The sequence below is a fragment of the Spirosoma arcticum genome, from assembly GCF_054779955.1.
Genome location: NZ_BAAGXG010000001.1, coordinates 273,693 through 286,125 on the forward strand (window position 1 = coordinate 273,693; position 12,433 = coordinate 286,125).

The 12,433-nt window shown below is 50.7% G+C and carries 18 protein-coding genes; 12 read left to right on the forward strand and 6 right to left on the reverse strand.

Annotated elements, in window-relative coordinates; genetic code table 11:
• Positions 1-71: 71 nt before the first annotated feature.
• The 12 genes from ACYVHB_RS01220 (at position 72) to ACYVHB_RS01275 (ending at position 8,636) form a co-directional block, all read left to right on the forward strand.
• Positions 72-455 carry an ester cyclase gene (locus ACYVHB_RS01220; protein WP_461048834.1) on the forward strand — a complete coding sequence of 128 codons (384 nt, stop codon included), beginning with the start codon at positions 72-74 and terminating at the stop codon, positions 453-455.
• A 108-nt stretch (positions 456-563) separates the two neighbouring features.
• A complete protein-coding gene (locus ACYVHB_RS01225; protein ID WP_461048836.1) occupies positions 564-1,055 on the forward strand; it encodes a hypothetical protein in 492 nt (163 codons plus the stop codon).
• A gap of 132 nt (positions 1,056-1,187) precedes the next feature.
• Positions 1,188-1,382 carry a response regulator transcription factor gene (locus ACYVHB_RS01230; protein ID WP_461048838.1) on the forward strand — a complete coding sequence of 65 codons (195 nt, stop codon included), beginning with the start codon at positions 1,188-1,190 and terminating at the stop codon, positions 1,380-1,382.
• A gap of 47 nt (positions 1,383-1,429) precedes the next feature.
• Positions 1,430-1,900 carry a RidA family protein gene (locus ACYVHB_RS01235; RefSeq protein WP_461048840.1) on the forward strand — a complete coding sequence of 157 codons (471 nt, stop codon included), beginning with the start codon at positions 1,430-1,432 and terminating at the stop codon, positions 1,898-1,900.
• Positions 1,901-1,950: 50 nt separating this feature from the next.
• Positions 1,951-2,406: a nuclear transport factor 2 family protein gene (locus ACYVHB_RS01240; RefSeq protein WP_461048842.1), complete on the forward strand. Its 456-nt coding sequence runs from the start codon at positions 1,951-1,953 to the stop codon at positions 2,404-2,406.
• Between the two features lie 52 nt (positions 2,407-2,458).
• Positions 2,459-3,508 carry an NAD(P)-dependent alcohol dehydrogenase gene (locus ACYVHB_RS01245; RefSeq protein ID WP_461048844.1) on the forward strand — a complete coding sequence of 350 codons (1,050 nt, stop codon included), beginning with the start codon at positions 2,459-2,461 and terminating at the stop codon, positions 3,506-3,508.
• A 47-nt stretch (positions 3,509-3,555) separates the two neighbouring features.
• Positions 3,556-4,008 (forward strand): nuclear transport factor 2 family protein, encoded by a 453-nt coding sequence (locus tag ACYVHB_RS01250; protein WP_461048846.1) that lies wholly within the window; start codon positions 3,556-3,558, stop codon positions 4,006-4,008.
• A 60-nt stretch (positions 4,009-4,068) separates the two neighbouring features.
• Positions 4,069-5,451: an FAD-binding oxidoreductase gene (locus tag ACYVHB_RS01255; RefSeq protein WP_461048848.1), complete on the forward strand. Its 1,383-nt coding sequence runs from the start codon at positions 4,069-4,071 to the stop codon at positions 5,449-5,451.
• Between the two features lie 199 nt (positions 5,452-5,650).
• Positions 5,651-6,859, forward strand: a complete 1,209-nt coding sequence (locus ACYVHB_RS01260) for a hypothetical protein (protein WP_461048850.1) — start codon at positions 5,651-5,653, stop codon at positions 6,857-6,859.
• Positions 6,860-7,239: 380 nt separating this feature from the next.
• The gene (locus ACYVHB_RS01265; RefSeq protein ID WP_461048852.1) at positions 7,240-8,073 is read left to right on the forward strand and encodes a hypothetical protein; all 834 of its coding nucleotides are present in this window, start codon (positions 7,240-7,242) and stop codon (positions 8,071-8,073) included.
• 195 nt (positions 8,074-8,268) lie between these two features.
• Positions 8,269-8,469, forward strand: a complete 201-nt coding sequence (locus tag ACYVHB_RS01270) for a hypothetical protein (protein WP_461048854.1) — start codon at positions 8,269-8,271, stop codon at positions 8,467-8,469.
• Positions 8,442-8,636 carry a hypothetical protein gene (locus tag ACYVHB_RS01275; protein ID WP_461048856.1) on the forward strand — a complete coding sequence of 65 codons (195 nt, stop codon included), beginning with the start codon at positions 8,442-8,444 and terminating at the stop codon, positions 8,634-8,636. Before ACYVHB_RS01270 ends, ACYVHB_RS01275 begins: the two co-directional genes overlap by 28 nt.
• A gap of 1 nt (position 8,637) precedes the next feature.
• Here ACYVHB_RS01275 and ACYVHB_RS01280 read toward each other — a convergent pair whose 3' ends face one another.
• The 6 genes from ACYVHB_RS01280 to ACYVHB_RS01305 form a co-directional block, all read right to left on the reverse strand.
• The gene (locus ACYVHB_RS01280; protein ID WP_461048858.1) at positions 8,638-9,831 is read right to left on the reverse strand and encodes an NRAMP family divalent metal transporter; all 1,194 of its coding nucleotides are present in this window, start codon (positions 9,829-9,831) and stop codon (positions 8,638-8,640) included.
• A gap of 115 nt (positions 9,832-9,946) precedes the next feature.
• The gene (locus tag ACYVHB_RS01285) at positions 9,947-10,345 is read right to left on the reverse strand and encodes a hypothetical protein (RefSeq protein WP_461048860.1); all 399 of its coding nucleotides are present in this window, start codon (positions 10,343-10,345) and stop codon (positions 9,947-9,949) included.
• 21 nt (positions 10,346-10,366) lie between these two features.
• Positions 10,367-10,714: a YciI family protein gene (locus tag ACYVHB_RS01290; RefSeq protein ID WP_461048862.1), complete on the reverse strand. Its 348-nt coding sequence runs from the start codon at positions 10,712-10,714 to the stop codon at positions 10,367-10,369.
• An 11-nt stretch (positions 10,715-10,725) separates the two neighbouring features.
• Complete coding sequence (locus ACYVHB_RS01295) at positions 10,726-11,079, reverse strand: ester cyclase (protein ID WP_461048864.1); 354 nt, start codon at positions 11,077-11,079, stop codon at positions 10,726-10,728.
• A gap of 90 nt (positions 11,080-11,169) precedes the next feature.
• Positions 11,170-11,784, reverse strand: a complete 615-nt coding sequence (locus ACYVHB_RS01300; protein WP_461048866.1) for a Crp/Fnr family transcriptional regulator — start codon at positions 11,782-11,784, stop codon at positions 11,170-11,172.
• Between the two features lie 79 nt (positions 11,785-11,863).
• On the reverse strand, positions 11,864-12,388 hold the full coding sequence (locus ACYVHB_RS01305; RefSeq protein WP_461048868.1) for a Dps family protein: 525 nt from the start codon (positions 12,386-12,388) through the stop codon (positions 11,864-11,866).
• Positions 12,389-12,433: the final 45 nt, after the last annotated feature.

Consider the following 12,433-nt stretch of genomic DNA (forward strand, 5'->3'; position numbering starts at 1 on the left):
CATTGCATCAGCGTTGCTAACGGTTCGTAAATCAGTCAATTACCTTTGTATCAGTCAACTGCACCAATGCGATGGACAAGGCCGAACGAAATAAGAAAGTAATTCTGGAATACGCCCTAATGATGAGCGTTGGGCCGAAAACCGAAGAAAAAATTCGGCGGTATAGTTCACAACAGTCGTACATCGATGGGGTACTGATGTATGAAGCAGGCTTTCCGGGCTACACTATTTTTATTGAAGACCTGACCGCTGAGGGTGACGATGTAATTGTGCATGGCATTTTTCGGGGGGAACACAAGGGTGAAATTTTCGGTCTGCCGCCCACGCACCGCGCTGTCGAGTACCCCATGATGGTGAAGTACCGCATTGTCGACGATAAGATTGTGGATGCCTGGCCCATGAGCGACCAGATGCTGCTGTTTGAGCAACTCGGTCTGCTCAATCGCCCCGGCTGATTGCTGTAATTCTTTTTTTTCTGTCCCTTTCTGATACCCGTTTTGGCGGGATTAGGGGATCGTTTGCGCCAATAAGTATATCCAGTCTACCACAAACCAAACAAATCCATGAAAACTACACCCAACCTTTCCCTTTTGTTTATCATTAGCGTCTTCGCGCTGACAACGGCCTGCAAAAAAGACGAAGCGGTGCCGGAGTTTGAACAGGAAAACGCACCCTACACCGCTCAGTTCGCCTTCAAGACCAAAAGCCAGCAGTTTGCAAAAGATGCTGAGGGTAAGAATATTGTCAGGGTCGTCATCGACGGAACCGGGACCTATTCGTTTGCCGGAAACGTAACCTTCACCGATGAGTTCGACTTTGTGCTGGCCACCGGAGCCGCCACCCACAAAGCGACGTATACGACGACTACCGGCGACAAATTCTACACGACGATGATTACTCAGGTTGGGCAATCCAGCATTACGGGTATGACCACATTCACGGGCGGCACGGGGCGGTTTGCCAAAATTAAAGGCAGTAGTCCGAACGTAGGACCTCCTCTGAGCGCAACGGGCGAGGGATCGTGGAAAGAGGAAGGCGGCAAGGTTACGTTCTGAGGATCAGACGCGAAAATCATGGTTTTCCATGAGCTAAAATCAGGGGAAACCATGAGGGACACTATTCTGATAACCAGCCACTTTTGACCTGTTAATTAGCCGTGCAGCTTTTCGACTTCCTCTCACGACCCCATGAACCTGACCCTCCGCCAGCAGCAGGTTTTAACGCTGATCGCCACCGAGCTGACTACCGCCCAGATTGCCGAATCGCTGGGCCTGTCGGTGCCGACGGTCGAGACGCACCGGCGCAATTTGTTCCGCAAGGCGGGGGTGCGGAGCGTGGCGGGGTTAGTGAAGGAAGCCATGCGGCAGGGACTGATCGAATGATGTTCAACTGAAAACTTAAACCACTGATTATGAGTCATTATAGCCCTATGAAGACAGAACTTCTTACCCTATCCTTACTGCTTGTCTTAGCTGCTTGTCAGCAAGCTACTGAACAGAAAACTACCGCTCCGACCGAAGCCCCGGAGTACTTTAATCTGCGGCCTGAAACGGAAAAAACCTTTGGGTACTCGCACGCCATCCGCATTGGTAATGACCTCAAAATTTCGGGAGCCGTCAGCATGGACGATGCGGGCAGCCCAACGGCCAAAGGTGACATGAGTGGGCAGATCAAAAACTGCTATGCCGACCTGGATAAGGTGCTCAAACACTACGGGTACACCTTCGATAATGTGGTTACCGAGAACGTGTATACAACCAACATGGAAGAGTTTCTGAAGCACTCGGCCTATCGGGGCACGATCTATAAAAAGGCATTTCCCACGGGTTCGTGGCTGGAAGTGAAAGGGCTGGCCCTGCCGAGCCTACTGGTCGAGATTGAACTGGAAGCGCACAAATAGTCTCGTTCGACACGCCTGTTTTGACACCTAAACAAAACTATTTGACCCCCATGAAAACACCCTTTTTACTCCTCGCCCTGCTGCTGACCAGCGCGGCCAGTTTTGCCCAAACGTCCGAAGATGAAGCGGCTGTCAAAAAGGTCGTCGAGGGATTGACTACCAGTATGTATGCCCGCGATTTTAAAACGTACCTCAATTACTGGGTTGATGCACCCTACGTGTCGCGCGTGGCAACGGACCGGGACGGTAAAGTCACCAAAATGACGGGCGACAAAGACCGGAAGATGGTAGAACAATGGGTTGCCCAGAACCACACGCCCAGCCAGGAGAAAGCCACCCGCGACAACTGGCTGGTTCGGGTGAACGGCAACTCGGCCTTTGTGGTATTCGACCAGCACAACCAGTATCCTGATGGTACCACCCGGCATAGCGTGGAAGAGCGTTATCTGGAACGGATCAATGGCGAGTGGAAAATCGTCAATGTGACGGTGCTGGTAGCGAAATAAGTCAGAGCCATGGTGCCCACGGAATTCTCAATAGTCCTAATCAATAAACCTTATGGAATCAACTACGGAAACGATCAAAACAGTGGTCATGCCCGCTGCCGTTGCGGCTTATGCGGCTCTCGAAGCCGGGCAACCGCTCTTACCTTATCAGTACACGCCCAAAACGCTCAGTGCCTCAGATGTGGAAATTAAGATCACTCACTGTGGCATGTGCCATACCGATTTGCATTTGGTGAATAACGATTTCGGTATCAGTGCCTTCCCGCTGGTGCCGGGCCACGAAATCGTAGGGATCGTGTCACAACTGGGGGCGGCTGTCACAGACCTGACTGTCGGTCAGCGGGTGGGCGTAGGCTGGCTGGCCGGTGCCGATTTCACCTGCGACCAGTGTCAGTCGGGCCAGGACAATCTCTGTGTCAATGGCCAGCCAACCTGTCTGGGTCGGGAGGGAGGCTATGCCCAGTATATTCGGGTCGATTCACGGCTGACGTTCCCGATACCGGATGCGTTGCCCTCCGAGTACGCTGCGCCACTGCTGTGCGCCGGTATTACAGTGTTTGCCCCGTTACTCCGGCATCACGTCTCGGCGGCTACCCGATTGGGTGTGATCGGGATTGGTGGTCTGGGCCATCTGGCCCTGCAATATGGCAAGGCACTGGGTTGCCAGGTAACGGCTTTTTCGTCATCGCCGGATAAAGAAACAGAAGCCCGGCAGTTTGGTGCCGACCGATTTGTGAATACGAGTGCCGAAGGCGTGCTGGCGACCGCAGCTAATACCTGCGATTTCCTGCTCTCGACCGTTACTGCCGATATGCCCTGGACCGACTATCTGAACGTACTGCGCCCCGGTGGAAAGCTGTGCATGGTTGGCGTACCCGATGCCGACCTGAAACTTTCAGCTTTGCAAATGATACTGGGCCAGAAGAGTGTACTCACCAGCATCATCGGCTCACGGTTGGAAATCCGGGCCATGCTCGATTTCTCGGCCCGTCACCAGATTAAACCCCAGATTGAGGTGTTTCCGCTGGCAGAAGTCAACACCGCCCTGCGCCGAATTGCCCGCAACACCGTTCGTTACCGAGCCGTGTTAACGATGGAGTAGACTTTACGGCTGTAATCGAGTAGACACCCCCTAAACCTGATTTTCTCATGAACCAGTTACGCACTCTTACCGCCACCGCGCTGTGGCTTGTTAGCATGGTTGGCTACGCCCAGTCGGCCGACGAATCTGCTATTAAAACCGTCGTTGAGCAGGAATCGGTGGCTTTTCATCAGCGAAAAGCAGACAAAGTGCTGTCGTACTGGGCAAACGTGCCTTACGCATCACATACCTACACCGAAAAAGGAATGGGTTATGTTCGGGGTTACGAGACCATCAGCAAAGCCATGAAGAACGTGCTCGGTAAACTGCCTGCGACAGACAAAAATGTTTACAAAAACCACGACTACCGGATTCACATCAATGGCACGTCGGCATGGGCTACGTTTATCACCGATGCGGTTGATGGGAATAAAAAACGCCAGACCTATGACGCTCGCTATCTGGAGAAAATAAAGGGCGTGTGGAAACTGGTAAGCGTGGTCGGGATTGCCGCTCCTTAACGGATAACTACCTGTGATGAGCAGGTAACTCGCTCGTAGTTCACTAAACTCTTTATCAAAATGACGCTGTCAACCACTTCTACCTCCAATTCGCTCACTCACGAAGACATCGCTGCGTTGAGCACCACCTTTAACGGCCCCCTGCTCCGCCCCGGCGAGGATGGTTACGACCAGGCCCGCGCGGTCTGGAACGGCATGATCGACAAATGCCCCGCCCTGATTGCCCGCTGTACCAATGCTGCCGACGTAGTTAGCTCAATACGGTTTGCTCAGACGCACCATCTGTTGGTGTCGGTGCGCGGGGGGGGGCACAACGTAGCGGGGAATGCCGTGTGCGCCGACGGGCTGATGATCGACCTGTCGCCGATGAAAGCCATCCGCGTCGACGTGGTCAACCGAACCGTTCGGGCCGAAGCCGGTGTCCTGTGGAGCGAACTGGATCAGGCGACTCAGCAGCACGGTTTAGCCACAACGGGCGGCACCGTTTCCCATACTGGCATCGCGGGTCTGACGCTGGGCGGAGGTCTGGGCTGGCTGATGGGCAGGCACGGACTGACCTGTGATAACCTGCTTTCGGTCGATATTGTAACCGCTGACGGCGCGTTGCTGACCGCCAGCGAAACACAGCATGAAGACCTGTTCTGGGCCGTTCGGGGTGGGGGCGGCAACTTCGGCATCGTGACCTCGTTTACGTACCAACTCCACTCCGTGGGGCCAACGATTCTGGGCGGGATGGTTCTGTACCCGCAAAGTCAGGCCAAAGAAGTGCTGCGTTTTTACCGCGACTTTGCCCGGAACACCTCCGACGAGTTGATGATCTTTGCCGCCCTGCTGAACACGCCCGACGGAATGCCGGTGATTGCCCTCATTGTGGGTTGGTTCGGGCCGCTTGCCGAAGGGGAGCAGCACCTGAAACCCCTGCGCGACTTCGGCACCCCGCTGGCCGATTTGATTGCCGAGGTTCCCTACACCCAACACCAGACCCTGTTCGATGCGGCCACCCCACACGGCATACACCGCTACTGGAAATCGGGTAACCTGCCCGAAATCGAAGACAGCCTGATCGACGTGATTATTGAACAGGCTGCCCGGCAACCATCACCCTACTCGTTCATTTTGTTTTTCCACATGAAAGGCGTTGCGGCCCGCGTCGATTCGGCAAAAACGGCTTTTGGTCTGCGGGAAGATCAGTGGGATTTCGACATCGTCTCACAATGGACGGACCCCGCCGAAAACCAGGTCAACATCGACTGGACACGAACCTTCTGGAATCAGGTGGAACCCTACACGAAAGGCGTTTACGTGAACCACTTGGGGGGCGAAGACGAGGCCACGCGGGTTAGGGCCGCTTATGGGCCAAATTACGAGCGGCTGGTTGCGCTAAAGACGAAATACGACCCACAAAACTTCTTCCGCCTGAATAACAACATTGTGCCTAGCTGATTGACGGCTATCCTCATAGCTTAATTGGCAGGTAAATACCATAAAAACCAATCAAACTAATCAATATGTTAATTATTTTAAAACCACCGTAGTTGGTGGATGCCGACGACCCCTAAAGTGTCACCCAAATTACCACAGATATTAGTAATAGAAAGCTGTGGCAATAAAAACCTATCTGTTAACTTTTAACTCCACAATCATGAATGATGTACAAATTACCAGCAAACTTTATGTAGATGACAAAACTTTTAAAGCATTTAAGGAGAAATCAGAATTATTGATGAAATTATCAATAATTCAGGCTATTAATGCTAAGAACGATAATAATGTTTTTAAATATAATTTCAGCAAGCTTGAGTTTCCTGCAGCAGCTTTTCGAAATCATCCTAATTATATAAATGACTATGCTGCAAGGATTAGCAAAATAAATACTGTTGTTAGTGTAGGGGAGGTCTTTTCCAATTACTTCGAAAAACTTTCTAAATCTAAAAAAGAAGCAGTAGTAAAAAAGGTTACATCACAGGAAGTTTTTACAACTGAAATACGTAACTATTTAGTGACGAATAGTATAGACCTAAAAAAGACAGATTCTGTACTAAACCAACTTGACGTTGTCAGTAATTTTGCTTTTATCAATGATGCTACCGTTAATCAGGTTACAGTTGATAGAATTCTATCGAATTTTGGGTGGATACACCCGCCTTCATTAAGACATCCACCCTTAAATCCTGTACCTTCTCCTAATAAAATCAAAGAGTTACGGTTTAGGTTACACCAAGTTAAGTGCATTGATGAAACGGACCCGGAATGGGGCGGGAATGATAAGATAGGAATGGGAGGTGTGTCCATTAATGATAAGGGCGAATTGAGAAAAATTAGCGAGTTCAGAGTAGGAAATGATTTTCGTGATGGTATTGTGAAAGATTATCTACCTAATCCTAACATCCTCCGAAAATTTCCATTAGACGATGATTACGCAAAGCCTAAACATTTCTTTGTAAACTTATTTATGGCTGAAATTGATAACGGTGGATTTGGTGCTTTTTTAAATGATGCATATGAGGCAATCCGGAATGAATTGCAAGTAGTACTGAGTGCATTAGGAGCTGCAGCAGGAGCGTTTATTGGTGCTGAAATTGGTGGAACATTAGGAACCGCAATTGGTGGGCCAATAGGAACAGTTATTGGTATTTTAGCAGGAATTATTTTAGGAGCCCTAGTTGCTTGGATTGTCAGTCTATCACAAGACGATGTCTTTACACCCTTAGACGAACACCAGTCTATAATTGTTATTCCTGATGCGACATCAGATTTTGGTGGCAGTGATACCACACCTGTACAGTCCATGTTCTTTAGGGATCACGGTGGAACTTACCGAGTCAATTACAGTTGGGCACTCGTTAGGTAGTAAAGAATTTATTGATATAGTTCAATGAATTGCTGTGATATTCTGGCCTGTTTACCACAAGCCAGAATATCACATAGCAGATTCGATGGTCGACCGATTTTCAAATTATCGCAACGGGCGAGCAAACCGCGTTCTGCAATCTGATCTGTTTAGATGCTATTCCGTTCCTGGGCTGGCGGGCATCGCTCTCCGACGAAGACTGGATTGTCTCAGCGGGGATGGACGAGGAGACGTGGATTGCGGGCATGGAGCAGTTGGGCGTGGACCTGCGGCCTTACCTGAACGTAGTAGCTTAAACGCCGACTGATGCACCGGCATAAGTACTAATTACTCTAAAAGTTAAAATGATGTTCCAAACACCAAAACTAAATTTCGCCAACATGAAAACGCATTCTGAACCATTCTTACCGGCTGTGCATCAATCCGAGCCTAACCTCACCAAGGAACGAAGATATTCTCTGTGTGAATCATATAAAATTCCTTCTGAACTTGGGAAATATTGCCTGCTCATTAGCCTTGGTCTCATCGTGGCCTCTGCGTTACCCGGTGCTGATTTCGGTGACTTCAAAATACCAAATGTGCCTGGGGAGACGAAAGGGTATTTTTTGATGGTTGGAGTGCTTTTGCTGGGTCTGTATTTATTATTTCATGTTGCTTGGTTCAAATACCCAGCAGAAACCAATGCTCAAGTTAGCGAGGATGTTCAGGAAGTTAATACGCCAATCGGTCTCCTCACAGCGAATGGTCAGGTTAGTAAGGAAGGTATTCAGAAATTTCTCCATAGCGTACCTGACGTCAGGTGGTTTTCCAACCATTTTCACGACCAGTACACTTTTAAAGATATGTTGTTAACTTGGACAGGTAAGGGGCCAAAAGGAGCACGTGGATCGCTGGTGTTTAGCATGGTTGAAAATCCATTATTGAAAGAAAATATTACTCTATTAGACTACGCCAATCAGCTTTACGAAGTAATGAACAAAACAGGTGTATATCGGGACCCTCATGTAAGTATTGGCTCTAATAAGGATATCGCCATTCAGTGGTATATCATGACGATACCCGATCATACAGGACAACTTCGGGATGTCCATCAACTATGCAAGATTGTCGTGTTAGGTGACTGGTTGGCTTACCTGTTTGCTTCATATACCGACGCGGCCTCTCCCGAGCAGAAAAGAATATTGTTAGAGACTTTTGAAAAATTTGGAACCTGAAGACAATACTTATCTGGCTACTACCAGATAGGTATTGTTCGTCTCTACCGGCTTATAAAAATTGCATCTACTGTCATGCAGGTCAGTTAGTATACGTAAATAGCTAACTCTCAACGAGTTTGTATGGAGCCATGCGGTAGTAACCCGCCAATATAATCTTTGCATCTCAACCCTAATCCCTTCCCTTCACTACTGATGCAAAAGATTTACAAATCCATGTACGGCCAGATGGTCTACGTCCTGATCTCCGGGCTGTCGCTGTTGTTTATTTCGAACGTGCTGCTGACGCTGTTTGGCTTTCCGCCCACCAACGAACCCTGGATTCGGGTGATGGGAATGCTGGTGCTGGCCTTCTATTATATAGGGCGATGGCCCGGCACGGCAACGACCATGTAGTGCGGGCAACGGTTTACGGGCGGCTCGTTTTCTGCGCGGGCTTAATCGTATTTGTTAGTCTGGGCATTGCCAAACCGTCTCTAATTGGGTTTGCCCTGGCCGAAACGGGTCTCGCACTCTGGACTTGGCGGGAACTACGAAGCAGTCCGTTTGCGCTGACAACGTAAGCTAAAACAACCCAGCCACCGCCAGCCACACATTCCAGCCGCCCAGCACGGCCGTAACCACGACCACTATGCTCATTGCCACATTTTGCCATAGTGAATTGCAGTACGCATCGCCGAGCAGGGTCCGGTTGTTGACGGCCATGAACAGAAATACCGTCACGAATGGGAGCAGGATGCCGTTGATGGCCTGAACCGCCACAATGACTGGAATGGGCGTTACGTTCAGCAGGCCAAACGTCAGGCCCGTTGCCAGCACCGTGAGCCAGATGGCTCGGTAAGTACCGGAGTTTTTGCGAACGCCCAGCAAACTCTGCGCCGTGACCGCTGCCGCCAGTGGAGCCGTTAATGACGAGGCAAACCCAGCCGCGAACAGTCCAAACGCAAACAGCGAACCCGCCCAGGCACCGAGCCGTTCGCTGAGGACCTGCGCCATGTGCGGGTATGAAAAATCGGTTGGAATGAGTAGCCCGGCCAGCAACAGCACGACCGAAATGATGCCACCCAGCACAACGGCTACCCAGATGCCCAGCCGCATTTCGCCCATTGACTGGTTTTGCACAATGCTCGACCCAAAGAAGAGGTTGTAAGGGACAATGGTCGTACCAATCAGACTATTGATGAGCAGCAGTGACCCTGACGGAAACGCCGGTATGATTAAGGCTTTTGTTAGTTCGATAGGTGTGACCGGAGTACCAAAGGCTACGTAAACGAACGCCCCGCCCATCAAAAAAACGACTAAACCCAACATGTTAGCCAGCCCCTGCGTGGAACCGATCCACAACAGAGCCGCGCAGACAATACCAACGCCCACGGTCAGAGCGGGCACCGGCAGGTCGGTCAGCAGCGCCAGTCCCGCTACGGCACCGAGAATGTTGCCCGCCTGATAGGCCGCGCAGCCCAGGAATATGGCCCCGAATAACAGTCCGGCTACCCAGCGTCCCCGGCGCCCGGTGTAAGCTTTCGTGATAACCTGCCCCAAATCGTAACCCGTAGCGATGGTGATGCGGGCGGCTGCTTCTTGCAGCCAGACGGTGCCGAGTGTGGCGAAGGTCAGCACCCAAAGCAGTTGCAAACCGTAGGTTGAGCCAGCGATGGCACAGGCCGTCACGGAACCCGGCCCAATGAATGCGGCCGAGATGACTGACCAAAACAGAACACTGCCGAGACCGGAACGGAAGGAGAGGGATTTGGGCATGATGGGTTGATAACGGTAGGCAACTGACCGTTACGTCCGTGACAGTCGGCAGTAAATTAGCGAAAAACAAAAGCCGTCGTCGGCAAATAAACTGATTACGACAATCGGGGTCAGGCTACGCGGGTTCAGGTATCGGCGCGGTAAAACTCAGCCGTTTGTCGCGGGCAAAGGCACCCGCGTACATCAACGCACCGCCAATCATGTTAGTGATGCGGAAAACGTTGAGCATCTCCATTGGATCGTTGCCCGCATTGGGGACGTGAACCAACAAAGTAACCAGCAGCAGATACACGGCCATCAGAAGCGATGCCAGCTTGTCGAATTTTCCAATACTGCCGCTGACAATGAAAGCCAGCATAGCTAACCCAGTGAGGTAGTTCCAGAAATAGGCAAAGGGAAGATACGACGGTACGTACTTCTGAACACCAACGTCCGGAAGCGCCAGGTGTAGAAATACATAGAATGAAAAGGATAGCAAAAATAGCCACTTGCCTGCACCAATGAGTTTGTCCATGATTAGATATGGTTTATAGGGTTACGCTTCGAATGGTAAAATGGACCGGACTTCCACGCTGCCATGTGGGTACTTTAAAATTGGGCAGCTTTTGCCGAAAGCGACGGCTTCCGCCATACCCTCGGCTTTGCAAATCAGGTAGCCCGCCACTAACTCCTGCCCCTCAACGTACGGCCCCTCGCTAACGCCCTCGTTACGCACCACCACACCTGCGTAGTCGATTGGTTTCGAGGACACTAATTTGCCTTGCCGGGCGATATCGCCCATCCACTCCTGCCACTTCGGCATATCGGTCTGCATGTCCTGTGGCGTTGAGATGTATTGGCCATCGCCGGTGATATTTCGGAACAAAAGCATAAACTCCTTCATGTGGGTCCCGATTAGGCAGTGGCGTAGTGGTGGCGCTGGTGAACCACGCTACCGTCTTTCCAGCGCTGCACGGTGATCTGCGTGTAACGACGATGCCCCCAATCCTTGTGCGTAAAATCGTACAGCCATTCACTCACCGACGTGTCGTCGGCCACAATCACCGTTTTGAGTTCGGCTGAGTGGTTCGTAATCGAATTCAGGAAGTGCGCCATGGCTTCCCGTTCGGCTTGCAGGCCCACCATTGGGGGATGCTCGTTTTCGTAATTAAGTAGCGACTCATCATAAAACTTGTCGAATGCTTCGGGGTAGCGAAAGGCCGCTACCAGGTCGTTGAGTTCACGAACTCGTTGGTTTAAATTTTGCATAATCAGTTGATTGTTTGTGCGTTAACGAATCAATTAACGATGCAAAGGTGACTGTTTGACTGAACCTGACCATTGACAAAAGTCAAGGTTTTACAGCTTTGCTTTCAGGCGGCTGTAAGTTTCGGCCGAGATGCCGAGGTAGGACGCAACGAGTTTGCTGGACAGCCGGGTGAGCAGTTTAGGCTGGTATTCGCGCATCCACCGAATGCGTTCGAGGGCGTCCATCGCCACGAACGTGTTGAGCCGGAAGACAGAATTGACGTACGACTGTTCGATGATCTGCCGGTAAATCTGCTCGAAGGTCGGTACGGTCCGCACCAATTGCTGGAAGCTCTCGAAACCAATGGCCAGTAGATGACCCGGTTCCACGGCACGAAGATTTTCGTTGGCCGGATATTGATTGCCAAAGCTGAAGAGTTCGGTTACCCAGTTGTTTTCAACAACGATGTCGCGGGTACTTTCTTCGCTGTTGCTGTCATGGGTAAATACCTGAATGCAACCCTTCACCACAAAATAGCATAATCGGCATACATCGCCTTCGCGCAGCAACAGTTCATTGCGCTTTACTTTAATTAGCGTAAAATGGGATAGCACTTCGGCCAATTGTGCATCATCGGGCTTAGCGCTTAATTGGTCAATCTGCGACCGGCCCGGCCGCGCCAGGCTGATTCGATTGCGGATATGTTGTTCTAAAGCCGGTAGCATTGGGCTAAGTACGCAAAAACGGACGTATTTCTGTCAAGCTGACAGAAATACGTCCGTTGATTCTAATTAGACCGGCGTACTACGAAAGATATTTACGAAGCATCCAGGCCATTTTTTCGTGGGCTTCCATCAGGCCCGTCAGAAAATCGGCGGTGCCAGCGTCCTTCAGTTCTTCGTCGCAGGTATCTACGTCTTCGCGCAGTTCACGCGTAATTTGCTCGTGATCACTTAGCAGCCGCTGGAACATATCCACGGTTTTCACCTCGCCACTGTGGTCTTCTTCAAGGCTGGTTTCCCCGATGAAGTCGGCCATTGTCGACAGAGGTTTACCACCCAACGTTCTGATGCGCTCGGCAACCTGGTCAATGATCTCTTCAAGTTCCTTGTACTGTTCTTCAAAGAACTCATGGTATTCTTTGAAGCTCGGCCCGGCCACATTCCAGTGGTATTTGCGGGTCTTAATGTACAGAACGTGCAGGTCGGCCAGGTAGGCGTTGAGCAGTTCGTTGTCTTTCTTGAGTACGTCTTTTTCAAGACCGATGTTAGGCTGTATGTTTTTAACGGCCTTTTCCTGAGTTTCCGGTTTGTTCAGATCAGTAGTCATAACAATGAGTGTGTAAGTACTACTGGAATAACCCGATCCGGTCAA

What these genes read in the sequence shown, in the direction of transcription:
- ACYVHB_RS01220 (WP_461048834.1), top strand. Translation starts at nt 72, where the DNA reads ATGGACAAGGCCGAACGAAATAAGAAAGTAATTCTGGAATACGCCCTA.
- ACYVHB_RS01225 (WP_461048836.1), top strand. Translation starts at nt 564, where the DNA reads ATGAAAACTACACCCAACCTTTCCCTTTTGTTTATCATTAGCGTCTTC.
- ACYVHB_RS01230 (WP_461048838.1), top strand. Translation starts at nt 1,188, where the DNA reads ATGAACCTGACCCTCCGCCAGCAGCAGGTTTTAACGCTGATCGCCACC.
- ACYVHB_RS01235 (WP_461048840.1), top strand. Translation starts at nt 1,430, where the DNA reads ATGAAGACAGAACTTCTTACCCTATCCTTACTGCTTGTCTTAGCTGCT.
- ACYVHB_RS01240 (WP_461048842.1), top strand. Translation starts at nt 1,951, where the DNA reads ATGAAAACACCCTTTTTACTCCTCGCCCTGCTGCTGACCAGCGCGGCC.
- ACYVHB_RS01245 (WP_461048844.1), top strand. Translation starts at nt 2,459, where the DNA reads ATGGAATCAACTACGGAAACGATCAAAACAGTGGTCATGCCCGCTGCC.
- ACYVHB_RS01250 (WP_461048846.1), top strand. Translation starts at nt 3,556, where the DNA reads ATGAACCAGTTACGCACTCTTACCGCCACCGCGCTGTGGCTTGTTAGC.
- ACYVHB_RS01255 (WP_461048848.1), top strand. Translation starts at nt 4,069, where the DNA reads ATGACGCTGTCAACCACTTCTACCTCCAATTCGCTCACTCACGAAGAC.
- ACYVHB_RS01260 (WP_461048850.1), top strand. Translation starts at nt 5,651, where the DNA reads ATGAATGATGTACAAATTACCAGCAAACTTTATGTAGATGACAAAACT.
- ACYVHB_RS01265 (WP_461048852.1), top strand. Translation starts at nt 7,240, where the DNA reads ATGAAAACGCATTCTGAACCATTCTTACCGGCTGTGCATCAATCCGAG.
- ACYVHB_RS01270 (WP_461048854.1), top strand. Translation starts at nt 8,269, where the DNA reads ATGCAAAAGATTTACAAATCCATGTACGGCCAGATGGTCTACGTCCTG.
- ACYVHB_RS01275 (WP_461048856.1), top strand. Translation starts at nt 8,442, where the DNA reads ATGGCCCGGCACGGCAACGACCATGTAGTGCGGGCAACGGTTTACGGG.
- ACYVHB_RS01280 (WP_461048858.1), bottom strand. Translation starts at nt 9,831, where the DNA reads ATGCCCAAATCCCTCTCCTTCCGTTCCGGTCTCGGCAGTGTTCTGTTT.
- ACYVHB_RS01285 (WP_461048860.1), bottom strand. Translation starts at nt 10,345, where the DNA reads ATGGACAAACTCATTGGTGCAGGCAAGTGGCTATTTTTGCTATCCTTT.
- ACYVHB_RS01290 (WP_461048862.1), bottom strand. Translation starts at nt 10,714, where the DNA reads ATGAAGGAGTTTATGCTTTTGTTCCGAAATATCACCGGCGATGGCCAA.
- ACYVHB_RS01295 (WP_461048864.1), bottom strand. Translation starts at nt 11,079, where the DNA reads ATGCAAAATTTAAACCAACGAGTTCGTGAACTCAACGACCTGGTAGCG.
- ACYVHB_RS01300 (WP_461048866.1), bottom strand. Translation starts at nt 11,784, where the DNA reads ATGCTACCGGCTTTAGAACAACATATCCGCAATCGAATCAGCCTGGCG.
- ACYVHB_RS01305 (WP_461048868.1), bottom strand. Translation starts at nt 12,388, where the DNA reads ATGACTACTGATCTGAACAAACCGGAAACTCAGGAAAAGGCCGTTAAA.